This is a genomic window from Methylobacterium sp. GC_Met_2, assembly GCF_026540795.1.
Taxonomy (GTDB): Bacteria; Pseudomonadota; Alphaproteobacteria; order Rhizobiales; family Beijerinckiaceae; genus Methylobacterium.
This window is the reverse complement of the sequence record NZ_JALNUM010000004.1, coordinates 95657-120331: the sequence shown is the minus strand read 5'-3', so window position 1 is coordinate 120331 and position 24675 is coordinate 95657. Positions and strand designations below refer to the sequence as shown.

Genomic DNA, 24675 nt, shown 5'->3' with positions numbered 1-24675 from the left:
TTGCCGTCTCGACTTCGCTGAGAGTCGTTATGTCGGGCATCATCGTGGCACGCTCGAGCTTAGATATGCTGCCCGCGTGCGGTGGTGGCCCTAAGGGCAGTGTAACGGTCAGAGATCCACCCCCCGGCCAGTGGCCCTCCGTCATCTCTCAAATCACGATGGCGTCGCGCGTCGGCTAGGCCATGGGCACGATGGCTTGTGTTCGGTGGAACACTAAGTGGAGTGTGTTCGAGCTCTCGATTTGAAGTGCACCTTGTTTGACCGGACAGGCGACGGGGCAGGTTCATCACCTCGCCCTAGCTGAGCGTGAAACCGAACAGGTCGGAGACCGCTGCTTGAAACCGTTCGTACGAGAGTGCCTGAGAGGCCTTGATGTACGTCGCCACCGCATGCAACTGAGACCGAACGGCCTACCCCGCGCTGCCTCGGTCGCAGGCACGATCACGCGCGTCCGGAAGCTCGGGCAACATACGGTAAGCAACCCGTGCTTCGCCACGACCGGCGCCACCGCGGGCGGTTCGATTTGCTCAGAGACGCTGACGAGCCGAGTCGGAAGAGCGACCTGCAGGTTGCCGCCGCAGCGCAAGTAAGCCTCAGGACGGTGCTCAAAAATCCTATAGGGAAATGGCGCTCAGCACTCCGCTATGGTCGTCGTGCCCCTGCTTGGCGCTGCCAGGCTTGGAATGCTCGCGCTGCTCCTTACGATCCCTGGCAGGCAGCTTGCAATGGATGAGCACTGCCGCAAGCATGAACCCCAGTTTGATCATATAGCTGCTAATTCAGGCAAGGCAGCGAAATGTCAACTCACACCAGTTTTGCCCAACGGATCGCGATGCCAAGTTTTGGCTGCGCGACACTAAAATTGAGCTTTCGATGCTATATACGACTACGTTCTAGTGATATATTAGGCGAGGTTGTTGCGCAAGGTCACGACAATTTGATATTAGCCATAAATTGCGGGTAGCGTATATAGAGTGCCGTCACGCTTCGGTTGTAGAAGAGGTATGCTTATGGACCCCATTGAAACTATTTCTATCAGTTTGGCGCTAGGCGCCGGCGCATTGGCGAGCAAAGAGTTAATAAGTCTTGCAGTAAAAGATGCGTACTCGTCGCTAAAGGATGCACTTAGAGGTAGGCGTATGTCATTTTCATTTGAACGGCTTGAACAAAAGCCAGGTTCGGCAGACCTGCGAGGTGAACTCGAAAATGAGCTTCGCAAAAATGAAGCAGAAAACGATACAAATTTATTGGACAAGTCGCGCAATCTTATTGAGTTGATATTGAAAGATGCGCCGGAAGCGGCGCGAGTAGTTGGTGTGAAATTGAGCGATATCTCTTCGACAAACGCTCGGCTGCGGAACATTGTTTCCGCTGGAGATGGCGTGTCTATCGAACGAAGTAAATTCCAGGGGGATATAGAGATTGATGGCGTGCGCGCAGGCGTGCCAACGACCAAACACAAAAACTAATGCTCAGAAAATGAATAAAATTGGCGTGAATCTCCGCGATGTTGTCGCGAGAACAATAAACATAAGCGACGTGAGGGTCGGCTCGGACGCAGACGAGATTGTCAGTACACTACTGGAGATCCTCGACTCTCGTGGCGCGCTCAACAACTTCGAAACAGCTGGTCTTCAGCGCCAAACTATCATTAGATTGGCCAAAAATCTTAGGCGAGATGTCCACGATTTTGCGCAAGCAATACAAGAACTAGAATGGGCAGTCAGCATAGCGCTTGACCTTATATCGAAAGGGGAAAAAGGCGCAAGCGATGACGAGTTTGTCAATTCAGTTTCCGCGCAGGTGGCACTCAGAATCCGAGGGAACGATTTGGAAGGAGGTGCAGCGATTATTGAAACGGCTCTCGAACAGTTAGAGGCGCGGCACCATAAATCGCAGTTGGTTTTGATAGAAGAATTGATCAAAATTCATATGGTAAATCGCGATGCGTTCAAGGTCGCAGAAAATATAAGGCGAATTGTTTCGATTGATTGTCTTGGCGGTCGTCCAGAATATACCGAAGATTACAAAGTTCGGCTTGACAAATTAATGCGCGATGGAACAGTCGGGGGTTCAAATCTTTCACTTCTAGTCGCAGTTGAATTAAACAAGAAAATGCTTTCTGTTGCGGAGACGGATGACGAGCGCGCGAACGCTTTGAATGGCCTAGGAATATCGTTCAGACAACTTGGCGAACGCGATATTGAAATCACTCGGTTGGTGCGGTCCATCGAGATATTCGATGAGTGTCTGTCTTTATGTTCGCGTGAGCGCTCTCCAAATTGGCTGGCGTTGACATACCATAATATTGGTGTTGCATTACGGGCGCTCGGCGACAGAGAAACAAAGGTCGAGCTTGTAAAACGCGCGATAGGGTCATTTAATGCTGCCTTAGAAATTTGGAATTCGACATCCGACCGCTTGAACTGGACTTCCACCCAGAATAGCCTTGGCGTAGCATTGTCTATAATGGCTCGAATGGAAAGTAACCCAGTTTATTTGGAAATGTCGATTAAAGCTTTCAATTTTGCTCTTGAACGTTGGTCTCGTAAAGATACACCTAATGATTGGGCGCTTGCGAAAAGCAATATTGCGTCAACGCACCTCGATATAGCCAAGCTTACTAAAGAGATCCGTCATTTTATTGCGTCTGTTAATGCCTGTCGCGCAGCTATACTTGTTTATAATCGCGAAGAGCGCCCTTTAAGCTGGGCCACCACACAACATAATCTTGGTATATCTCTTCTGAATATCTATGGCGATCAGGATAGGGCTTCTCTTCTAAATCAAGCGATCGCTGCTTTTGAGGCCGCCCTGCAAGAGCGGACCCGTGAGCGCAGCCCTCTCTCCTGGATATTTACGCAGTGCAGCCTTGCCGATGCTCTCATTGAGCTAGGTAATCTAGAAAAGAAACATGACGTTATAATCAGGGCTACAAAATTATATGAAACGACGCTTGATTTAGAAAAAATTCCGTCCACTGAAATAAACTGGGCTGATATTCATCATAAATTGGGATTGGCCTTGCTGGGCCTCAGCGACGAGAAAAATGACTTAGATATACTTAGACAAGCGGCAGACCACCTTGAATCTGCTGCATTGCGACGTAATCCGCAGGACAATTCTTGGGGCATGATTCATCATGATATCGGGCGCGCACAGCTTTCACTTGGGAGAATTTCGGGGAGTACTCAGCGGCTGGAACGGGCCGTAGATGTTTTGGGTCTTGCTGTTGACGCGCGAGCACATGATCCAGCGCTTTGGGCATTGAGCCAACATAACCTCGGTTGCGCGCTCCTGGCATTAGGCGAACTGCAAAATGAGACGACATGGCTGAAACGAGCGTTTGAAACATTCACCTCGCTACTTCAGGTGTGGACATACGAAAGCGAACCCAAGCTTTGGGGCGCCACCCAGCATAGAATTGGTGTGGTACTCCGCTTGCAAGGCGAGGTAGAGGACGATGTCGAGGCATTAAGGGGTGGTGCAGAGGCGTTCTTACTCGCTTTGAAAGTTAGAACACGAGATCAAGATGGAACTGGTTGGGCAACGACACAGAATAGCTTGGGAGTAATTTTATTGAAGCTCTCGGAGCGCGAGGGCGATGTCGGGCAATTAGAGCGCTCAATCGAAGCTTTTAACGCCGCGCTCCAGGTTTGGACGCGCGATCGCAACGGCCAGGATTGGTTGCGCGCTCAGGTCCATAGAGGGGTTGCGACCGAGCTGCTTGGGCGGCGGAAGAATGGCACTAAGCTGCTGAATGACGCCATCAAAATCCTGGACTGCTGCATATCTAGCATGAAGGATATGAATTGGGCTAATTGGCTTGAGCCTGTCCAAGAACTGAGAGATAAAGCGATTGAGGAGGTTGAGAAGCGTTCGAGATCCGATGTAGCTAATGACAACGGCTGAATGCCGATTTTAGATTGGCTAGCAGAACCGTTTGATCTCGTTGAGGGTGATGGGGCTTGCAGCGAGGCTGGTGATGACCTCGTAGATGTCGCTGCGCCGCTTGTAGCGGAATGGCAGGCGGCGGAAGTGATTGAACCAAGCATGAGTGCGCTCGGCGACCCAGCAGTGACGCCCGAGCCGCTCGCTGCTCTCGATGCCTTTGAGCGCGATGCGCAGCTTGATCCCACGGGCCCGGCACTTTCGACGTCGGGACTTGGTATCATAGGCCTTATCGGTGTACCGCGCGCGTCGGTGACGAGGTGGCGCTTCGTGCCCGGCTTGCCCCGGCCCGTCGGATTCGGGCCGGTGGGAGAGCTTCTTTTTTCGCCGGGACCGACGCGCTGTCCGGGCAAACCCGGTTTTAGTCGATGTCACCGGTTGCGTGCACGTGCTTCAGCAAGACCTGATGCAGGCGCACCCACACCCCCACCTCCTGCCAGTAGCGTAGGCACCACCAGCAACTCATCTCGCAGCCGCGGCCCATCTCAGCCGGCAGCATATCCCAGGATAGGCCTGAGCGCAGCCTGAACAAGAAGCAGGTCAGCGCCGCACGGTTCTCGATCGGACGGTGTCTGCCCTTCCGGTGTGGCCAAGGCGCCAGAATGAGCGGGGCGATCGCGACCCCGAGATCACCGGGCAGAAGCAGGCGTGCCATACAAACCAACGCCGGCCCAGACAATCCGTGGCCGTTCGGTTAGACACTCTTATCTATCAGCGTGTCTACCGGTGACAGCTTGCGCGCCCTCGTCGCCTCATTGGTAGCAACTCTAAGCCGATGCCACCACCATAGCGTGCCAGCATCTAATTTGTAATGACGTGCTGGGCTCGAAAATTATCTATCTTTCGCGGCTATTTGTCAGGACGATTTTTTTGAAGTTCAGCAGCTCACGTAACGCGAGCGTAACGTGTGCACCTAGAAGTCCACGGCTCGCTATCGGACCATCCCGGTCCGGGTTTCGCCCAGCTCGTTCCGAGCGTTGCCTTCTATCCCCGAAGTATACGTCGGCATAGCCGGGTGCGCCTCGCGCTGGGGCCGGCTGCGCATTAGTAAGGATGAGCAGGCGCCGCAATAGCAAGGTGTCTCCGCGGCCAGCGCTTAAAAGGCCGGCGCAAGAGGCGACGACCTCCTTTTTTCAACTGAGGTTACCTTTTCGCAACTTGCGGTCTCGACCTTTCCTCGGCACCATCGTTTTCAGAAACGTTAGATTGTCTGAGCGGGGGACGATGACGGGATCGACACGGCGGGCGGAGAGCCGTCTCTCGCCCACCTTTCTCGCGAACTTTCTAGGCTGTTCTGCCTCTGCCGCCTGGACGCTGGAGCGCCGGCGGGGTCTGCGTGAGGCGGCGATCCACACGGTCGACCCTCAGGCCGCGCTTATCCAGCGAAAAGGTCAAGAACACGAGGCGGGCTGCACCGCGGCGCTGGCCCGCGATCATGGCACTCCCATCGTGATATCGTCCGGTTCGCTTGAAAGCCGGATGGCAGAAACCGACCGGGCGATGAATGACGGCGCGCGGCTGATCACGCAGGCGGCCCTCGCAGATCGCCATTGGATCGGTTACGCCGACTACCTCATACGCGTCGAACAGCCCTGTCAGCGCTGGTCATGGTCATACGAACCGTGGGACGCCAAGTTAGCGCATCACGCTAAACCCGAACACCTAATGCAGATCGCGCTATATGGCGATCTTCTTGAGAAGTTGCAGGGGCGCGCCGCTGAGTTTGGCGCTTTGATGCTCGGTAGCCGCGATCCAGCGACGCCTTACGTCATCGAGCGCTTTCGTCTCTCCGAGGTTCGCCATTATGTCCGCCGGGCGGCCGCCCGCCTGGAACAGTTTGCGGAGGACCTGCCCACCGGCCTGCTGCCCGAACCCTGCGCCTATTGCGGCAAATGCGACTGGTCGCCGACCTGCGAGACCGCTTGGGACGCGGCCGATCACCTAAGCCGGGTCGCCGACATCACACGGCGGCAGCGTCAGCACCTGCTGACGGCCGACGTTTCCACCGCGTCCTTGCTGAGCGCCTATGCCGAGCTACGCGTTGCGGGCGTAGGCACCGAAACCCTCGCGCGCCTAGTCCAGCAGGCCCGGCTGCAGAAGCAGAGCCAGGCGGAAGACCGCGGCATCTATGAGTTGTTGCCACCCCTTGCCGGCCGAGGGCTGGCGCGCCTGCCCCCGCCCGACCTCGGCGATCTCTTCTTCGACTTCGAAGGCGACCCGATGCATCCGGGCGGTCTCGAATATCTCTGCGGCATCCTCTGGCAGGCTAGACCAGGTGACACCGACGGCGAACCGGTGCCCGGGCACCCCAAACTCCGCTTCCTCGCGATCTGGGCACATGACCGCGCGCAGGAGAAGATCGCCCTCACAGAGCTCATGACGTTTCTCACGCGCCGTCTTGCCGCCGCGCCCAAGGCCCATCTCTATCACTACGCCCCGTACGAGAAGACAGCTCTGCGGCGGCTGGCTTCGATGCATGCCGTCGCCGAAGAGTCCGTAGACAATCTTTTGCGCGGGGAGCGCATGGTCGACCTCTACCGAGTAGTGCGTGACGGTGTGCGCGTGGGCGAAGCAAGCTACTCGATCAAAAGCCTAGAGCGCTTCTACATGCCGAAGCGCACCACCGAGGTCATTTCCGGCGGGGACAGCCTCGTCATCTACGACCACTGGCAACAGACCGGTGACCCACGCAGTCTGGAGGCCATCCGCGACTACAACCGCGACGATTGCCACTCTACGATGCTGCTGCGGAACTGGCTTGCACAATTAGCGACCGAGGGTGGCATCCCGAGTGCTCCGATAGCGGCCGAGGTGGAAAATGCTGAGGATCGCGACAAGCGAGTGAACCGCGAGGCGCGCGAGCAGACGCAAGCTGAGCTGGAAACGTCCATCGCCGGGGATGCCGCGGTGCCGGACTTTGCAGCCCGGCAGCTCATGGCAGACCTCGTGGGATTCCACCGCCGCGAGGCCAAGCCGGCCTGGTGGTCCTTCTTCGATCGTCAGGAGCGCAGCGTCGAGGACCTGCAGGACGACGAAGAGTGCCTCGGTGGCTGCATCCGCGACGGCGAGGACTGGATCGGCGCCGACAAGCGCAGCCTTACGTTCCGCTTCCGCTACCCCGAGCAGGAGACCAAGCTGCGCGAAGGCATGGCTGTGCATCTCGCAGCGACGGGTGAAGCCGCCGGCACCATCCTCACCATAGATGAAGCGACGCGCTGCGTCGTTGTCAAGCGGGGCGCCAAAGCCGGTCCTTTGCCAGAGGTTGGCTGCCTCATCCCGGGTGGACCGATCAGCACCGACGTGCTGCGCGATGCGGTCTGGCGGGTCGCCCGAGGCCTTGCCGAGGATAGCAGCGTCTTCCCGCATATCGCCGCCCTTCTCCGCCGCGAACCGCCCCACTTTTCTGGGCGGGAACCAGGCCTGCCGGTCATCACCCTAGCGGCCCGTGACGACCCGCGCCGCCTTCTGGAGGAGGCCATCTCGGCCGTGCGCAGCCTCGACCGATCCTGGCTGGTCATCCAGGGGCCGCCGGGCGCCGGAAAGACCTACACGACCTCGCATCTCATCGCGGCGCTGGTCAAAGACGGCAAGACCGTCGGCATTGCATCTAACAGCCATAAGGCGATCGATAACGTCCTCTACGCCGTTGAGACACGCCTAACCGAGGCCGGCCGGCGGTCCGCCATCTGCGGGCAGAAGAAGGACGGTGACGGCGACGCCTATGAGGGCGCCGGCTTTATCCAAAGCGTGACGGATAATAAGAAGATCGACCCGGCTATGCCCATCCTAGCCGGCACGGCCTGGCTCTTCGCCCGAGAGGAGTTGCAGGCCAGCCGCGACGTACTCTTCATCGATGAGGCCGGACAAGTCTCGCTCGGCAATCTCGTTGCCATGGCGCAATCAGCGAGGTCGGTCGTCCTCATCGGCGATCAGATGCAGCTGGCGCAGCCGATCCAGGGCGCGCATCCCCGCGACAGCGGTCTCTCCGCGCTCAACTACCTGCTTGAGGGACATGCGGTGGTGCCGCCGGAGCGCGGCATCTTCCTCTCCCAGACTTGGCGCATGCACCCCGATCTCTGCCGCTTCGTCTCCGCCGCTGTCTATGATGGACAGCTCCAATCGGAAGCCGGTTGCGCCGTGCAGCGGCTGGTCCTGAACGAAATTGCGCACCCGGCTCTCAAACCCACCGGTCTCGCCTTCCATCCCGTCACGCATACCGGCTGCCGGCAAAAGTCTGAAGAGGAAGCCACGGAGACGGCTGCGCTCTTCACCAGCCTCCTCAAGCAGCGAGTCATCTGTCGCAATGGGGAAGAGCGTCAGCTTGAGCTACACGATATTCTCGTCGTCGCGCCTTACAACATGCAGGTCAATCTCCTGCGCGCCCGGCTACCCGGCGGTGCTCGAGTCGGCACCGTCGATCGCTTCCAGGGGCAGGAAGCGGAAGTTGTGCTGGTGTCAATGGCGACGTCTGGCGCCGAGGACATGCCGCGCGACGCCGCATTCCTGCTCTCTCGTAACCGCTTCAACGTTGCGATCAGCAGGGCGCGCTGCCTCGCAGTGCTTATCGCCTCGCCTGGCCTGCTCGATCTCGTTGCCCGCAGCGTCGAGGAGATGCGCCTGGCAAATGTCTTTTGCTGGGCGGAAGCCTACGCCGCTAGCAGCCATTCATTTTACGAGGCAAATATTTGTGATTAGACAATTTTCGGTCTCGGCTTAGTCGGACTTGCGCAGTTCACGCGGCGGTTTGAAGCTGATTCACTGGGCGCTCCAGATGAAAGGCAAGGCATGGGCCGACCCTACAGTCAGGGCCTCAGCGAACGCGCAATCGACGCGGCCGGGACGACGTCGCGTCGACAGGCGGCCGCGCGCTTCGGTGTAGACGTAGCCACGGCGATCCGCTGTGTGGCACACTTACGGCGACCGGGACAATGGCAGCTTGTTCGCAGGGTCCAGCTCGCCGCTCCAAGTTCGACTCACACGAGGCATTTCTACGGGGCTCGATCGCCAAGCGGGACGACATGACCCTGGAGGAGATGCGCGCTCGCCTGAAGGACGAGCGCGATTTTACGGTCGGGCTGGACACACTGTGGGTCCTTCTTGATGCGCGCGGTCTGACTTAAAAAGAAGGCGATTATATCCTTTACGCACCACGCGATCTGAGGTAGGGTTCTGACCATCGGAGCCCTACTCATGTCCGCGTTATCCAACGCCCACCTTCATTGCGAAGACGCCGCTTTCGCCTACCTTGAGGCGAAGCTCTGGCCGAACGGCCCGGTTTGCCCGCACTGCGGCTCCCTCAACCCCAAGCACTACGATCTGACGAAGACGCGCCGTGGCCTCCGCAAGTGTGCCGAGAAGCAGTGCCGCAAGCAGTTCACGGTGAAGGTCGGCACGGTCTTCGAGAGCGCCCACATCCCGCTCCACAAGGTGCTGCAGGCCGTCTACCTCCTGTGCGCATCCAAGAAGGGTGTGAGCAGCCACCAGATCCACCGGGCGCTCGGCATCACCTACAAGAGCGCGTGGTTCCTAACGCACCGCATCCGCGAGGCGATGCGCGACGGCGCGATGGCGCCAATGAGCGGTGTTTCTGGTCTGCCTGGCGCTGGCGGCATCGTTGAGGCTGACGAGACCTTCATCGGCCGCGAGCCCGGCAAGCCCAAGGCTCGTGCCTTCCATCACAAGATGCAGGTCGTCTCCCTGGCAGGTCGCGACAGCGGTCAGGTCCGCTCCATCGTCGTGGACGATCTTAAGCCCGACACGATCCGGCCCATCATTCAAGAGAACATCATCAAGGAAGCGACGCTGCACACCGACGAGTCGAGCATCTACACGAAGATCGGCGCCACCTTCGCTGACCATCAGATGACGGTTCACTCGGCCAAGGAGTACGTCCGCGGGATCGTCCACACGAACACCGTCGAGGGTTACTTCTCCGTCTTCAAGCGCGGGATAAAGCGCACCTACCAGCACTGCGGCAAGCAGCACCTGCACCGCTAACTCGCCGAGTTCGATTTCCGGTACAACAATCGTGTGAAGCTCGGTTGCGGCTATGGGGAGCGGGCGGACCAGGCGCTGCGGGGCGTGGTTGGTAAACGTCTCACTTATCGATTGGCTTGTCCTGACAGGTAAGAAGTAACAGTCGCTCGCCTCTAGCGAGCGCTTCGCTTACTCGCTATCCGCGGCTTTGAAGCCTTGTATTTTTGCTCGGGATGCTGCGGCATCTCTGGGAATGAGTATTCCAGTACTTGGCTAGCAACCATTGGCGTAAGATATTTTTGGCTGACGTGAGTCGGTGTCTTGCCGATCAAATCTGCGATTTCGCTGAGTGAAAGTGGTCGCCACTGGCACAGCGCTTCTATGAGCAGCCGTCCCTCTTCCGGGACCAGCCGCCGTTTAAACTGCGCATTCCGTACAGCTGTCCGAAGAAAAAGCGGCATATCTTTCAGAAGGTTGACGTTACCATGGATGGCACCATCCATGGTAACGTCGCTATCATGGATGGTGTCCATCACCTCGGCATCGCGCTCAACCAAGTCGCGGGCGATCATTTCGGGGCCAGCGACATAGTGCGTGCGAACACCGCTGCCGCGGTCTGTAAGCAAGCCAAGTTTGGTCAAGGTGCGTAAATTTCGGCTGGCCCCCAAAGTGTCAATGGTGCAAAGGCTTCTGTATGTTGCGTTATCAATTGCCCCAACTTCACGAACAAAAATCAGTGCCTTCATCTGATTCTCAGCAAGATCAAAAACAATGAACTTCGATAGCCAATCAAGATCTCTTTCATCTAAAAAATGATGGAAGAGAAATGTAGCAGTGAACTCGTCAGTCTCACGGTTCGACTCAAAAGTTGGAGCAGCCAATCCCCTTTGCTGCATCTTTGTCTGCATCACACGAATACCGCTGCCTTTAGTCTCAGCGAAGCGGGTTTCATGAAGAACAGCAGCGATGTTTGGATTTCTTATCGACGACCCTGGATCTGAGAAGCGGTCTGGGGATTTTAGCGAATACCCCGCATTTTTTATGACGATTCTATTAGCGTATCGAATGATTTGGATCGGTTGATGAAACTAGTAACTTCGATGCATGAGTGCATTTACGACAGCTTCTCTGATAACTCTGAACGGAAGGACTGGCGTTTCTGTTCGCTGCCCAGACTTGTTGTCTTCAATCCGCAAAGTTTTCGGTAAGTCGTCTGCGATAGCCGCGATGACCCTGCTTATCAAAGTCATCATCGGCCCACGCATGTCTATAGATTCAAATTTTCCATCAAGATCTTGTACCCATGCCTTTCCTGGAATTCGGATGTAGTCCACTCGATGGGCAGGAAACAATCGTCGAATGCTTGCGCCTCGACCAAAAATCAGAAGTCCCGTGGTCGTGATTTTGATCTTATCGTCAAGACGCTTAATAGAACTAAGTGCGTACAGAATATCCTCATCCGACCAATGTAGTTCTTCGGCTAATGGATTGACCTCGGCGCGTGCCTTCCTGTACGCGGCAATTGCGGCTGGATCTATGTCTGACCAAGTCGCGTCCCTTACAATACGAACGTCGAACGGGTCACTAGAACCACCCTGATAAAAAAGCGCCAGATCTTCGTCGGTACATTTGATATCAGTCGGCCCAACTCGACGAAACGCGCCCTTTGGCAGCCCAATAGATTTAAAATATACTGGCTTCTGAGATTTAGGAACTTCCGGAACGTCGATTTTAAGAACGACGCTTCCACGGAAGTTCAATGCTTTAACATCTATTCGCACCGGTTGGTTGAACATGGTGGCGCATCCGGTCGCCAAATCACTAGAAAGTTTATCGGGTTCAGTGATACCCGTGACGTGATACAGCGGAAATAAAGCGTCCTCTTTTGAAACGCCCAGTAGAATAGTGCCGCCTTCTAAATCCGGCTCATTGCAGAGGGCGCATATTGTTTCGAAAACTGATCTTCCAAGTTCCCGACCGGAAATCGTCTTAGCCTCCAGCTCTTCTCCCTCATCCGTCGTGTTAAGCTCAGTCAGTAGCACCTCAAGGCTTTCACGGCGGATCATATTGGAAGCTGCCCCGGACCTCGACCCAGAAAACCCGGCTCGCACAGCATGCGGGCAAGCCGGATTGCTCTGAGCTTGTCCCGGTCCTAAGTTCCCAGTCAACCAAGGACAGCGCTAATGCCGACAGACGCAACCGCCAAGCCCAAACCCACCAAGCTTGGTGCTGAGAAGCTAACGCCCGAGGCACAACGGCGCCGGTTCGAGGAACTGACGCGCGAAGCTGGGTGCGATGAAGGATCGGACGCACGGTTTGACGCGGCTGTGACGACGATCGCTCGCCAACGGCCGAAGACTGCTACGTAAGCCCCTGAGGAGCCGTAGAGGCGTTCTGACGGGGCTGCCCGTTCAAGCCCATGCCGCGGGTCTGGAGCTTCGCCATCCACTGGTTCTCAATCCGCACGATATCGTCGTCAGACTCAAAGCCGGCTGCGACTTGAAGGATTGCCACTTGATAGTCGGCGGCCCCGTGAGCTTGTAGCCCAACTGCCGCGCCACCGGTCGCCGCGTGCTGCTGCCAGCGCTGGAAGAAGCCGCCTTGGCTAGCCGCGGAGCCGACGTAGTGCTCTCTAGACGTGAGCGACGTAAGGACGTAAATCCCTTTCACCGCTCTAAGCCTATCAATCCAAGTGACAGGCAATAGATTAATCTCGTTCAGCTTCCAGCGAAATAAGAAATAACCCGGGAACGGCTGTTCCTCAAATTTTATCCTCAGCTCTCGGATAGGCTTATCCTGCTTGTGGGCCAATTGATACCAAGCAAGGTATCCTTGTCCCCACTCAATACTTAGACGACCTTTGTAGTCCGATAACTCCGATATGACTGATATCGAATAAAGATTAAATCCAGTGCAATCGTGATTTGTGCATAAATCGGTCGTCCCTTGAGGCGCGACGCCTAACGCATCAACTTTGTAGGCCCCGACAAATAGAGTTTCGTTTTGAGGTGTCTTCACAAAGCTAGCCAGATGGTTGCCAACTTGGAACGGTGTGCCACCCTGAAGACATTGATACTCCTCAAACAACTGAGGATCTTCTTTCCATAGGCTGTAAGGCGAGCGGAGGCATTCGGCTCTTGTGTCGTGATGGCGAACGAGCCTGACGCCCTTCGGATCTATTCCGGCGTCTTTTAGCAGCGAGTTGAACATGATCGGCATGGCGTGCCACCTCCCACGCCGGGCCTACCACAGATTGCACGTGGTGCGGGAGGTATATAATCGCCAAAAAGAAGGACCACGCTACGGAGCAGGACCGCCCGAACGTAAAGGCCGCTCGCGAGGCATGTTTTGAGGCCCAACCCGACCTCGACTTTGCCCGCCACGTGTTCCTCGACGATGTGTTTCGGCGGGCAACTTTGGCTCTGACGCACTTTTGCTGATCATCAAGGCTTGAGGCCGATCAGGCGGGCCTGCAGCAGGTCGATCTTGCCGCGGCCGTACATCTGGCGCTTCACGAGCTTGAGCTTCGTGACCTGTCCTTCGGTCTGGCCGTTCGACCATGGTAGCGTGATCGCGGCCTGAACTGCGGATCGGTCCTGACCGAATGCCGCGCGCGAAGGAGGCGACGAGACTCGCCTCGGCCCGCCTGAGCCATCCTTCGAGCCGAAGGGATCGTTTCCTCGCACCATCGTCTGGAAGGCGCTGACTACCTCGCGTGCCTCGACCAGCTCCGGCACCCCTTCCTCGACCGCGGCCACGGTCAGCGTCTCCGCCCTGGTCAACCGGTCGCGACCCGTCGTCAGCAGCCGTGCCAAGATTCGCGCCGACGGTACACGCTGAAGCCGCTCGATGTTGGCCTGCTCCGCGCGCCGGCGGCGCGTCGCCCATTCCCCAACCACGCGGAGCGAACCTCGGAAGCCCTGCGCCTTCGCCATTCGCCAGAGTTCGGTGGCATTGCGGCTGCATGCGTCCCACTGGGCGTCGAGCCAGGGCAGATAGGCGTCGAGCGAGCTCTGGCGGACCCGGAAGACGTCCGTGCGCTCGCCGCGCAGGACTGCACGCACCATCTTGCGACTGTGGCCCAGGCGCTGGCCGATCCGGCGAATCGGAACGCCTGCTTCCGCGAGCGCGCGGATGGCCGCGTCCGCCACTTCCCTCCGCAGGTAACCCTCGTACTGGATACGCTCAGCCGCCGTGAGGAGCGCCGGATCAAGGGTGGCCGCGCCGACGACCTCGCGAACCTGACGCATCGACCTGCGCACGGCGTCAAGGAAGCCGCGGCTCGCGTTCTCCATGAGGTGCCAGCGGTCGGCGACCTGGATAGCCTGCGGCAAGGTGCGGGCGATGGCCTCACCATATCCGCCGCCACGGTCGCGGGCGATGATCTGGATCGAGGTGTTCTGCTTCAGCCAGGTCTGCGCGGTCGCCTGCTCGCGATCCGGTAGGAGCGCCACGATGCGGCGGCGTTCGAGATCGCAGACCAGGGTGCCGTAGCGGTGGTTGCGTCGCCAGGCGAAGTCGTCGATGCCGATGACGTCGAGCGGATCGGACCGTGTGGCCGCCCGACGGCGGATGACGCGCAGGAGCGTGTCGCGACCGACCGCCAGCATGAGGCTCTGGGCGAGACCCGCACCGGGCCGACCACCGAGGGCGAGACCAAGGTGAGGGACGATCTGCTCCAGCCGCGAGGTGCGTCGCGCGAAGGCGGGCAGGAATTCGTCGGGAAAGCGCTCGGCGAAGATCGTCCGCTCGCAGGCCGCCGCATCGCACCGGAAGCGTCGTACAACGACCTGGAGCTCGACGCGCCGGCCACCGAGCGGCAGGCCGCCGCATCGCACCGGTAGCGGCTTTGAATGCGACGCAAAGGGGTCCGGCAGTTTGGGCAGGCCGTCATCACGGCTCCCGACCTGACGACCAGACCGATGCGGTCAGTGCCGACGTCGAGATGATCGACGATGAATCCAGTGGGTACGAGACTCGATGACCGGAAGTGAGGGTGCATGCTGCGGCTCCATCATGGATATCCGCAACCTCAACGCCGCCAGCATCAGTGAGAGTGAGTCAGAGCCAATGTTCAACGCTGTTTGACAATGAGCACTCCTCAAAGAGTTACCAACGTGTGAGAAGAGGGGGATGCAGATGTCCAATCGTCTGACGACTCGCCCCCCCCCCCCGCTTGTTCTGAGCGAAAATAACGGAAACTCAAGTGCGGACAATCGAGGAATTAGTACAGCACTTCCGCGAAAACACCGCGGATGTAACCAGCTCGCGCTACCGTGAGCACCAACTAAGGATCGAGTATATCAATCCTTTTTACCAAATTTTGGGCTGGGACGTACTTAATAGCAGTGGAAAGCCAGTTGCCTTAAAAGATGTAGTTCATGAAGACATCGTAAAGGTTGATGGTCGGTCGAAAGCTCCTGATTATGGTTTTCGAACCGATGGGGTCCGTCGATTTTTTATTGAGGCGAAATCCCCGTATGCTGGTGTCGAAGATGTCTCATCTGCACTGCAGCTCCGTCGGTACGGGTGGAGCGCGAAAATGACCATATCTATACTTACTGATTTCGAAACAATAAAGATTTATGATTGCCGCATACCTCCAAACGATGACGACTCTGCACAAACGGCCCTTTTCGCACAATTCCATTGCGACGAGTTCGTTGAGCGTTGGAGTGAAATACAAGCGTTGATTTCGCGGCAAGCAGTGATCGATGGTTCTCTGGACGCCCTGGCTGACGTGAACGCGCTTTCCGTTGGTTTTATTCCCGTTGACAAAGCATTTCTCGCTCAAATTGAAAAGTGGCGCATGTGGCTGGCCGCCGATATTTCAGCAACAAACACAATTGATCTTCCTTCTTTAAATTATGCAATTCAGGTCATAATTGATAGAATTATATTTCTTCGCATCGCCGAAGATCGAGGTATTGAAAAACATGGCCGACTTCTACAGCTATGTGAATCTATAGACATTTACCCGCGCCTTCTGGAAATTTTTCGCAAGGCTGATGCTAGATATAATTCCGGCCTTTTTCATTTTGAAAATACGCTCGGACAACATGATCAACCCGATAAAATCACCCCTAGTCTTGAAATCAGCAATGACACTTTAAGTAAGATGCTACGCAGTCTGTATCGCCCCGAAAGCGCTTATGAGTTTTCGGTTATGCCTGCCGAGATACTTGGGCAGGTGTATGAACAATTTCTTGGTAAAATAATTCGACAGACGAGCAATGGCGCGATCGTAGAAAACAAACCCGAGGTAAAAAAAGCAGGTGGAGTATACTATACGCCAAGCGATATTGTCCGTTTTATTGTGACTTTAAGTCTTTCTCCTTATTTAAACTCCGCCCCTTTGCTTGTTCAACGAAAAATCGGTAAAAAGATTGTACGTACAGCGTTACGTGTCGTCGATCCGGCATGCGGTTCTGGTTCGTTTCTCATCGAAGTTTATCAATATTTACTTGACTGGCATTTGGAGTGGTATCTCTCAAATGATCCTGAAAAAATATCGAGAGGTCGTAATCCAAAAATTATTGCACATGCCAATTCGTGGAGGCTGAGTATCGCCGAAAAGAAAAGAATATTACTCTCACATATATATGGCGTCGATATTGATTCTCAAGCCGTCGAAGTTACAAAACTCTCGTTATTACTAAAAATGATAGAAGGGGAAAGCACGGATAGAATCGCGGCCCAAATGGATTTATTTGAAACCAGAGTACTGCCAGATATTTCGTCAAATATTCGATGTGGAAATTCGTTAGTCGGAATGGATATATTTGCCAAATTCCCAGCGTCGTTTTTGTCAGATGATGAATTCACACGTAATAATCCATTTGAGTGGTCCGATGAATTTCCCTTTAGCGAATTAGAGGGGTCGTTTGATGTCGTAGTGGGCAATCCTCCGTATATTGATTCCGAATGGATGACAAAACATTGGCCCGATGAGCGGAAGTATTGCTCAGATCGTTATTCATATGCATCTGGGAATTGGGATATCTTCTGTGCGTTCATAGGAAAGGCTATTGATCTGCTTTGCCCTGAGGGCATCGCTACAATGATTGTCCCAAACAAGCTAATGACGGCAAGCTATGCGGCAGCCGTTCGACGATATTTGCTTGATAGAGGCCAATTACAATACATTCGTGACTATAGCAGTGTCTCGGTATTTCCAGTCGCCGTTTATCCGATAGTGTTCTCCTATAAGAGCGGCGTCGAGGGTCCGACAAAATATGAAAAGGTTTCGAGCCGAACCGGAACTTCGACTGTCGTCGGCGAAACACTTTCAGTCAAACTCCTTTCTAGCGACGCCGAATGGCGTTTCGAGGGTGAGACTTTTAGTGGGGCAGGCTATGTGCCATTGGAGAGGGTTGCGAGCATAAACGATGCTGCAACAGTTGCGGAAGCGTATTTACTCAAAGACCTTCTTACGGACGTTGCGCAACCTGCGCTCGGAGATTTAAAGGTCGTCAATAGTGGTACCATCGATCCTTACGAAATTAACTGGGGTCAAAAGCGACTGCGGTATTTAGGTCGATCCTTAACTTGTCCGGTTTTGGAACATAGTTCACTGAGTGATTATTCGGAACGCCGCGTTCGTCAGTCGAAATCGCCCAAAGTCTTGGTCGCCAATATGACGAAAAAACTGGAGGCTGTCTTCGACGAAGAGGGCGAGTTATTGGCGGGGAAAAGCGTAAATGTCATCTTTCCGCGCTGTAATCCATGGTTAATATTGGCAATATTAAACAGTAAATTCATGTCCTTGTACTACGAGCAAAAGTTCCATGGCAGAAAATTATCAGGGGGTTATTTGCAGATTGCTCCATCTGCTTTGGGTCAGCTTCCTATTCCGGTAGAAATTGAAAGTACGACCATTTCAATGTTCGAAAAAGAATGTCGTCAGCTTCAAAAACTGATCGTCAACCTACGGCTACAGACGGGCCAAGAAAGAACTGTCAATGAGCGCCGGATCACTCATGTCAAGGCTAAGATAGAAGGGATGGTAGAAGCGCTTTATGCCCCACTCGCTGATGTAAGTGACTTAGAGGCAGCCTTGTCGTAATTACCCACCCCCATGGAGGGGGTGGGTTTTGTTGATTCCCTCCTGGGATAAGCTAAAGCGATCTTGAGCGGCCGAGCCGCGAGAAACTGATCGAGCTGAGGCTGCGATTGCAACGCCCGGACAAGACCGTGCGCACGTGCCTGAAGCCGCCGGCGACAGGCTGCAAGGGGCGGCACGACCAGGAAAAGCTCGGCGGCGGCAAGCCAGGTCACGAGGATCATAGCCGGGCGATTAGCGAGGATCCGGACGAGGTGGTCGAGCATCGTCCCGACTGCTGCGCGTACTTCGACGGCGACCTGCACGGGGATCTTCCCGCCGAAGTCGTCAGCGTCTCAGAACGGATCAAACTGTCGGAGGTCGCGCCGGTGGTGACGCAGCATCGGCGTCTGGTCGTGCGCTGTCCGACCTGCGGGACGCGGGAAGCCGCACCGATGCCAAATGCAGCACGAAGCACTCTCTTTGGGCCACTGCTGCATGGGGTAGCGACGTATCTCGAGACCTTCCAGGGGCTTTCCTACGAGCGGTTGCAGGCGGCGCTGTCCGACCAGTCAGGTCTGACGCTCAACCAGGGCGACCTGATGAATCTGCTCCGCCGGGCGCAGGACCATTTCCGTCCCGGCCGCGAGGGGGCCATCTCGACTCTGCGCCGCGTCACCGTCGTCGCCTTGGACGAGACTGGCGTGTGCATTGAGGGCAGCAACGCTTACCACTGGGACTTCCATTCTGCCGAGGCGGTCGTCCATCAGGCTTCGCTGACGCGCGGTGCGGTCGTAGTGCGGGAGGTGATGGACGGGCATCGGCCGGCGGTTTGGATCTTGGATCGCTATACCGCCCAGCAGGGACACGTGGCCGCGCACCAAACCTGCCTTGCCCATCTCGCTCGCGACGTTGCCTATGTCGCTGAGACCAGCGATGATCCCGTACCCTGGCGTTTGCAGCTCTGACTGGCCTCAGTGTTCGCCCTAGCCGGGCACGTCACCCATATGGCCGCCTTGACGCGAGCCGCCAAGCGCCGGAGCCTGGATCGCCAACTCGGCGCTATCCTGGCCAAACCAAGCCGCTGCGACCTGATCCGTGTCCTGCGGGCCAAGATTGGTCGTGCTCGTCATCAGGACTTGGTCTTCGTCGCCCACCTCGGCACCGTCGAATCGACGAACAACGGTTCAGAGAGGCTGCTGCGCCCATCCGACGTCCAACGAAAGGTCACCAACGGCTACCGCGCGATGTGGGCCGCCAAGGGCGAAGACGCTATCCGCACCGCCGTCGATACCGCCCGCCTCGAAGGCCGCAGTCCCTTCGGCACCATCCTCAAAACCATCGGTGCCTGAACCCTGCCATCACAGGCCTGGGTAATTACTGAGCGGGCCATCCGGCGTTGTGCGGGTGATGTTGGCCACGCGCCCGGATATTGCTTAAGGTGAGGCGCTGTGATGATAACCTTGTCTGAAACCGTTTTATCCCTGCAAATACGAGGACCATAGGCATGCAAAACGACTGCAGGAACGACGAAGTATCGGAAGTTTTATTACGAGCTCGGAAAGCTAGGCCTGATCTGCGCCTAGGCCAAATAATTTATAATGCTGTGCGGGATCAATCAGCATCGCTAAGTCTCCACGACTACGAAGACAGCGATCTTGCTGCGCGCATTGAAGTTTACTACGGCCTTAATATTTCTTCGCCGGGATGTGCGATCCACGATGAGACATTATAAACGTAGCCCTCAACACTGAAGTGGCCTGCCTCCTTGAAAATTGATTTCCTCTAAAGTATGTTTTTAAGATATATGGAGGATGTTTTCATAAGACGGATAAAGAATACGGAAGAAGAAATTGTTGCCAAGCTGCGTCGAATTGACGTTCTGGTCTCGTAGGGTTGCTGAAGCAATCCGGTCCATCGAGGTTCTCGTCCCGCCATCACTCTGATCCGGCCTCGGTGCGAGTTTTCCGGTTTTCTGAGACCCTGACGGGGGGAGCGGAGCCGTGTGGAAAAGCAGGTTTACCGAATAACATATCGCCTTCGCGCTGAAGCAGGCCGAAACTAGGACACCCTGTCGCGGAGATGCTGCCCCGTGTGGGCATCTCTGAGCAGGTATTTTACCGCTGGAAGAAGCTCTGCGGCGACTAGGGGACAGGCGAACTGCGACGGCTTAGGCAGCTCGAGGACGAGAACCGCAAGCTCAAGCAGCAAGTGGGCTATGTGAGCCACGACAAGCGCATCTCGCAGGGCCTCGTCGCAAAAAGCTCTGACGCTTGCTCAGCGACGCGACCGGGTGCATCAGGCTCAGGAGGCGCATGGAGTGAGTGAGCGGCGCGGCTGCGCCGCGCTCGGCGTCGGCCGGTCGGGCGTTCGTTACCGCTCGGCCAAGCCTGATCGGGCACTGTTGCGGATGCACATCTGCGTTTTGGCCAAGAGCCAGACGCGCTACGGCTCTTTCCAGATCCACATCCTGCTGCGCCGGGAGGGCTGGCGAGTGAACCACAAGAGGGTCTATCGCCTCTACAGTGACAAGGGCCTGAGCCTGCGGCTCAAACGATCACGCCGGTGCGTCAGCACAGCTCACCTTGAGCGTCAGCCTGCCGCACTCCGACCGAACGAACGCCGGTCGATGGACTTCGTCTCCGATGCGTTGCTATTCAGCCACCGGCTTCGCGGCCTGAGATTTGTCGATGCGTTCACTCGCGAGACTCTAACTGGAGAAGCCTAGCGCTGTTACGTCAGATGTTACGTATGGGGGAGACGACAAAACCTAACTACAAGGTTTCCGCGCCTAAGCCTCTGATATCATTGGTGGGCGCACTAGGGTTCGAACCTAGGACCCGCTGATTAAGAGTCAGCTGCTCTACCAACTGAGCTATGCGCCCGATCGCATCTGCGATCCGCCCCGGCGGCCACCAAGTCCGCTGGGGTGGCGGGCTGATACCAACGTGGCCGGGGGCTGTCCACCCCCAGCCGCTCTTTTTCTCATTCCGCCGCTGCATGCTGTGCATGCACGCGCACCGCGTGGGCCGACAGCTTGTTCAGCGCGGACAGATACGCCTTCGCCGAGGCGACCAGCGTGTCCGGGTCGGCGCCGCGGGCCGTGACGCTGCGCTCGCCATCCCGCAGGCGCACCGAGACCTCGGCCTGCGCATCCGTCCCGCCCGTCACCGCGTGGACCTGATAGAGCTCCAGCTGCGCCTGATGCGGCACCAGCGCCGAGATCGCGTTGAAGACCGCATCCACCGGACCGTTGCCGTCCGCTTCCTCGATCCGCATGCCAGTCTCGTCGGCGATGCGGAGCGTCGCCCGCTGCGGGCCGCGGGTGCCGGCGATCACCGACAGGGAGACCAGCCGGATCCGGTCGTGGGCGGTGGCGAGATTCTCATCCACCAGCGCCGCAATATCCTCGTCGTAGACGTGCTTCTTCCGGTCGGCGAGCGCCTTGAACCGCTCGAACGCGTCCTGGAACTGATTGTCGGACAGGTGCAGGCCCAGATCTTCCAGCTTCGAGCGGAAGGCCGCCCGGCCGGAATGCTTGCCCATCACCAACGAGGTCTTGCTCAGACCGACCGAGGCCGGGGTCATGATCTCGTAGGTCTCGGAGTTCTTGAGCATGCCGTCCTGGTGGATGCCGCTCTCATGCGCAAAGGCGTTGCGGCCGACGATCGCCTTGTTGAACTGCACCGGGAAGTTGGTTGCGTGGCTCACGAGCTTCGAGGCGCGGGTCAGCATGGTCGTCTCGACACCGGTCTCGTAGGGCAGCACGTCGGCACGGGTGCGCAACGCCATCACGATCTCTTCAAGCGCCGCATTGCCGGCCCGCTCGCCGATGCCGTTGATCGTGCACTCCACCTGCCGGGCGCCGCCCTCGATCCCGGCCAGCGAGTTGGCGATCGCGAGGCCCAGGTCGTTGTGGCAATGAACCGAGAACACCGCCTTGTCGGCGTTCGGCACGCGCTCGCGCACGTTGGCGAACATGTCGCGATATTCGCCCGGCGTGGCGTAGCCCACCGTGTCGGGCAGGTTGATCGTCGTGGCACCGGCCTTGATGGCGGCTTCGACGCAGCGGCACAGGTAATCAAGCGGTGTGCGGGTCGCGTCCATAGCCGACCATTCCACGTCCTCCACGAGGTCGCGGGCCTGGGCCACGGTCTTGAGGATGATTTCGACCACCTCGTCCTGGCTCTTGCGCATCTGGTGCGCGAGGTGGATCGGCGAGGTCGACACGAAGGTGTGGATCCGCGCGCGCTGGGCGTGCCGCACCGCCTCGCCGGCCCGGGCGATGTCGGCGGGAATCGCGCGGGCAAGGCCCGCGATGGTGGCGCGCTTGGTGCGCTTCGCGATCTCCGACACCGCTTCGAAATCGCCGATCGAGGCGATCGGGAAGCCCGCCTCGATGATGTCGACACCCATCGTGTCGAGCAGTTCGGCCACCGCGAGCTTCTCGTCGAACGTCATGGTGGCGCCGGGGCATTGCTCGCCGTCGCGCAAGGTGGTGTCGAAGATGAGGATGCGGTCGCGGGCGGTGGTGCTGGTCGAAGGGGTCGTCGAGGTCATGGTCTTACCCTGTCGCGGGCCGCCCGGCGTATGGCGCGGCACGGCGTGATGCCCAGGCGGGCGGGTTCGCGAATGTGAGACAATCCCCTGAAGGCCCAGGCGCGCGCGCCCGGACGGCCCTCAGGGGCGGGTAAGCAGAAGCGGAAGGCGAAGCCCGGCGCGGCGCGCACGGAGCCGTTGCACCGTAGCGGCGGTGCGGACGGTCTCGGACGCTGAGCCGGCTCTGGCCAAGGCTCGTCTCTCCTGTCGGCGACCCACGCGGGACATTCTCACGGCGCGGTGGCGCACGTAGGTAGCCCCGGAACTGCCGGAACACAAGCGAGCCGGCGCGCTCAGGGCGACGCCGCCGCGCCTGTGCAGATCGCCGCCGCAAGATCGTCATAGAACACTATCTGGCAGGCGGCCCAATGCTCGAACTCATCGAGCAGTGTCGGATCCAGCTGCGTCAGCCGCCGATCCTCGGTCCGGAACCAGCCGGCGGCGTCAGCCTCCTGGAGAAGGTTGCCGACATGCGCGCGGGAGACCCCGAACCTGTCCGCTAGGGCGCGTAGGCTCAGCGGCAGCGCCGCGGGGGCATCCGGCACCGTGGCGGCGTAATGGGCGCCGACGATCGCGGCGAGCAGCGGATAGCCGCAATCGCGCGCGGTGAAACTGAAAATCCGAGCAAACGGCTCCGTCAGCATCCCGTGCTGGAGGACGTGGGCGCCCGACCGATAGATCAGCTCGCCGAGGCGGTCGAAGTCGTCGAGCATGGCGGCCCGGCTCGGCCGCCTGCGCGTGAGACGGTCCATGGCGGCGACGAACAGGCGGCCGGGCCGACCGATCTCGGCCACGAGCGGCGGAGTAGCCCGCAGGCACCGCAGCCGTGCATCGTTCGGATCCGCCTCCACCGTCACGAGCCGAGCCGCCTTCAGGGTCGCCACGAAGGCGGCCGTCTGCCGGGCACTCGATCCGACCATGGCCTGGAGCGCCGTGAGAGTGGGCTGGGGGCCGTCACCGCGGCGATGCCGGTAATCGTTGTGGATCAGCATGAACGAGAGGAGATAGCGCCCGGACTGATTGAGCATCTTGTGCGTCGGCCAGGCGATCTCCGACGCTGCGACGACGTCTCGACAGTAAAAAGACAATGATATTTGGAAACTATCGGATATCCGGATCTCTTTGGTTCGTAAAAAGAAGTCCTCGTCCAGCATGTATGGTCGAATGCCCTTGGTATATGCGGCTCAACGCTAGCTGATTCGGCGACGTGAGGACCACATCTCCTGCAAAGTTTGGACTCTGCCGGAAGAGGCTGAACGGAATACGAAGCGGAAAGCGCGAATCGGCGTCGATGCCTAGGAAACCCGCCACGTGACGACGGAATCCTTCGCGCCTGAGCCGGTCGAGCCGACGCATCCAGTGGGAGCGACCTCCGTGTGCGACCAGCATCAGTCTCTTTTTTCCCGCCGCCGCCTGCTGACGGCGGCCGCGTTCGGCACGCTCGCCGCCGCATCGGCCGTCAGGCCTGCTAAGGCGATCGGCGAGGCGTCGCGGCCGAACGCGATCGGACCCGATGAGGCTCTCGCGCGCCTGATCGCGGGCAATGCCCGCTACGTCGCCAACGCACCGACCAGCAAGGATTTCTCAGTCGGCCGGGCCGCGCGCGCCGCCGCGCAACATCCGATCGCCTGCATCGTGGGATGCGCCGACGCGCGCGTCGCCCCGGACTTCGTGTTCGATCAGGGGCCCGGCGACCTGTTCGTCGTCCGGGTCGCCGGCAACTTCGTCAGCACGGATGGCCTGGCCAGCCTCGAATACGAAGTTCAGGTGCTCGGCGCCCCGCTGATCGTCGTGCTCGGCCATTCCGATTGCGGGGCCGTGAAGGCAACGATCGACGTCATGAAGACGAACGCCGTGCTTCCGGGCCACTTGCCGACGCTGATCGACGCGATCCGCCCGGCGGTCAACCTCGCCGAGAAGGCGCGGGCGCCCGATCCTCTTGCCGAGGCCATCGCGCAGAACGTCCGGCACAGCGTGCGGCGCCTGGAACAGGCCGGGCCGATCATCGCGGAGGCCGTCACCCGCAAGCATGTGAAGGTGGTGGGCGGCTTCTACGACATCGCCACCGGCAAGGTCGCGCTGCTCTGAACGCCTTGCCAATGGCGGTC

At 58.0% G+C, this 24675-nt stretch carries 11 protein-coding genes, 1 tRNA gene and 6 pseudogenes; 10 read left to right on the top strand and 8 right to left on the bottom strand.

The features are described from left to right. The first annotated feature begins 1010 nt into the window (after positions 1–1010). Positions 1011–1469 carry a hypothetical protein gene (locus tag OXS49_RS03015; RefSeq protein WP_267421681.1) on the top strand — a complete coding sequence of 153 codons (459 nt, stop codon included), beginning with the start codon at positions 1011–1013 and terminating at the stop codon, positions 1467–1469. Beyond that, the gene (locus OXS49_RS03010) at positions 1426–3912 is read left to right on the top strand and encodes a tetratricopeptide repeat protein (RefSeq protein ID WP_267421679.1); all 2487 of its coding nucleotides are present in this window, start codon (positions 1426–1428) and stop codon (positions 3910–3912) included. Before OXS49_RS03015 ends, OXS49_RS03010 begins: the two co-directional genes overlap by 44 nt. Positions 3913–3930: 18 nt before the next feature. On the opposite strand, the pseudogene OXS49_RS03005 reads toward OXS49_RS03010, so the two are convergent. Next, a pseudogene (locus OXS49_RS03005) lies at positions 3931–4606 on the bottom strand (transposase). A gap of 569 nt (positions 4607–5175) precedes the next feature. Between OXS49_RS03005 and OXS49_RS03000 the strand changes: the two are divergent. The 3 genes and pseudogenes from OXS49_RS03000 (at position 5176) to OXS49_RS02990 (ending at position 10080) form a co-directional block, all read left to right on the top strand. After that, complete coding sequence (locus OXS49_RS03000; protein ID WP_267421677.1) at positions 5176–8646, top strand: TM0106 family RecB-like putative nuclease; 3471 nt, start codon at positions 5176–5178, stop codon at positions 8644–8646. 90 nt (positions 8647–8736) lie between these two features. Further along, a pseudogene (locus tag OXS49_RS02995) lies at positions 8737–9068 on the top strand (IS630 family transposase); the annotation flags it as partial. Between the two features lie 73 nt (positions 9069–9141). Further along, positions 9142–10080, top strand: a pseudogene (locus OXS49_RS02990) (IS1595 family transposase). A 20-nt stretch (positions 10081–10100) separates the two neighbouring features. Here the strand turns inward: OXS49_RS02990 and OXS49_RS02985 are convergent. The 3 genes from OXS49_RS02985 to OXS49_RS02975 form a co-directional block, all read right to left on the bottom strand. Then, positions 10101–10997 (bottom strand): ATP-binding protein, encoded by an 897-nt coding sequence (locus tag OXS49_RS02985; RefSeq protein ID WP_267421733.1) that lies wholly within the window; start codon positions 10995–10997, stop codon positions 10101–10103. An 18-nt stretch (positions 10998–11015) separates the two neighbouring features. Beyond that, positions 11016–11993 (bottom strand): RNA-binding domain-containing protein, encoded by a 978-nt coding sequence (locus OXS49_RS02980; RefSeq protein ID WP_267421675.1) that lies wholly within the window; start codon positions 11991–11993, stop codon positions 11016–11018. A 295-nt stretch (positions 11994–12288) separates the two neighbouring features. Then, complete coding sequence (locus OXS49_RS02975) at positions 12289–13146, bottom strand: GIY-YIG nuclease family protein (protein WP_267421671.1); 858 nt, start codon at positions 13144–13146, stop codon at positions 12289–12291. A gap of 59 nt (positions 13147–13205) precedes the next feature. Between OXS49_RS02975 and OXS49_RS02970 the strand changes: the two are divergent. Continuing rightward, positions 13206–13325: pseudogene (locus OXS49_RS02970) on the top strand (IS630 family transposase); the annotation flags it as partial. Between the two features lie 45 nt (positions 13326–13370). Here OXS49_RS02970 and OXS49_RS02965 read toward each other — a convergent pair. Further along, positions 13371–14765 carry an ISL3 family transposase gene (locus OXS49_RS02965; RefSeq protein WP_267421668.1) on the bottom strand — a complete coding sequence of 465 codons (1395 nt, stop codon included), beginning with the start codon at positions 14763–14765 and terminating at the stop codon, positions 13371–13373. 368 nt (positions 14766–15133) lie between these two features. On the opposite strand from OXS49_RS02965, the gene OXS49_RS02960 reads away from it, so the two are divergent. The 3 genes and pseudogenes from OXS49_RS02960 to OXS49_RS02950 all read left to right on the top strand — a co-directional run. Next, positions 15134–17992: an N-6 DNA methylase gene (locus tag OXS49_RS02960; RefSeq protein ID WP_267421666.1), complete on the top strand. Its 2859-nt coding sequence runs from the start codon at positions 15134–15136 to the stop codon at positions 17990–17992. 86 nt (positions 17993–18078) lie between these two features. Continuing rightward, positions 18079–19320: pseudogene (locus OXS49_RS02955) on the top strand (IS66 family transposase). Between the two features lie 681 nt (positions 19321–20001). Beyond that, positions 20002–20681: pseudogene (locus OXS49_RS02950) on the top strand (IS3 family transposase); the annotation flags it as partial. Between the two features lie 96 nt (positions 20682–20777). On the opposite strand, the gene OXS49_RS02945 reads toward OXS49_RS02950, so the two are convergent. From OXS49_RS02945 to OXS49_RS02935, 3 genes are all read right to left on the bottom strand, one after another. Next, positions 20778–20853: transfer RNA gene (locus tag OXS49_RS02945), tRNA-Lys, on the bottom strand. A 100-nt stretch (positions 20854–20953) separates the two neighbouring features. Beyond that, a complete protein-coding gene (locus OXS49_RS02940; RefSeq protein WP_244006684.1) occupies positions 20954–22528 on the bottom strand; it encodes a 2-isopropylmalate synthase in 1575 nt (524 codons plus the stop codon). Positions 22529–22860: 332 nt separating this feature from the next. Continuing rightward, a complete protein-coding gene (locus tag OXS49_RS02935) occupies positions 22861–23595 on the bottom strand; it encodes a hypothetical protein (protein ID WP_267421665.1) in 735 nt (244 codons plus the stop codon). A gap of 346 nt (positions 23596–23941) precedes the next feature. Here OXS49_RS02935 and OXS49_RS02930 point away from each other — a divergent pair, with 346 nt between their 5' ends. Further along, the gene (locus tag OXS49_RS02930) at positions 23942–24655 is read left to right on the top strand and encodes a carbonic anhydrase (RefSeq protein WP_267421731.1); all 714 of its coding nucleotides are present in this window, start codon (positions 23942–23944) and stop codon (positions 24653–24655) included. Positions 24656–24675: the final 20 nt, after the last annotated feature.

Excerpts from the sequence above, each read along its gene's own strand:
- OXS49_RS03015 (WP_267421681.1), top strand. The coding sequence starts at position 1,011 with ATGGACCCCATTGAAACTATTTCTATCAGTTTGGCGCTAGGCGCCGGC.
- OXS49_RS03010 (WP_267421679.1), top strand. The coding sequence starts at position 1,426 with ATGGCGTGCGCGCAGGCGTGCCAACGACCAAACACAAAAACTAATGCT.
- OXS49_RS03000 (WP_267421677.1), top strand. The coding sequence starts at position 5,176 with ATGACGGGATCGACACGGCGGGCGGAGAGCCGTCTCTCGCCCACCTTT.
- OXS49_RS02980 (WP_267421675.1), bottom strand. The coding sequence starts at position 11,993 with ATGATCCGCCGTGAAAGCCTTGAGGTGCTACTGACTGAGCTTAACACG.
- OXS49_RS02975 (WP_267421671.1), bottom strand. The coding sequence starts at position 13,146 with ATGCCGATCATGTTCAACTCGCTGCTAAAAGACGCCGGAATAGATCCG.
- OXS49_RS02940 (WP_244006684.1), bottom strand. The coding sequence starts at position 22,528 with ATGACCTCGACGACCCCTTCGACCAGCACCACCGCCCGCGACCGCATC.
- OXS49_RS02935 (WP_267421665.1), bottom strand. The coding sequence starts at position 23,595 with ATGCTCAATCAGTCCGGGCGCTATCTCCTCTCGTTCATGCTGATCCAC.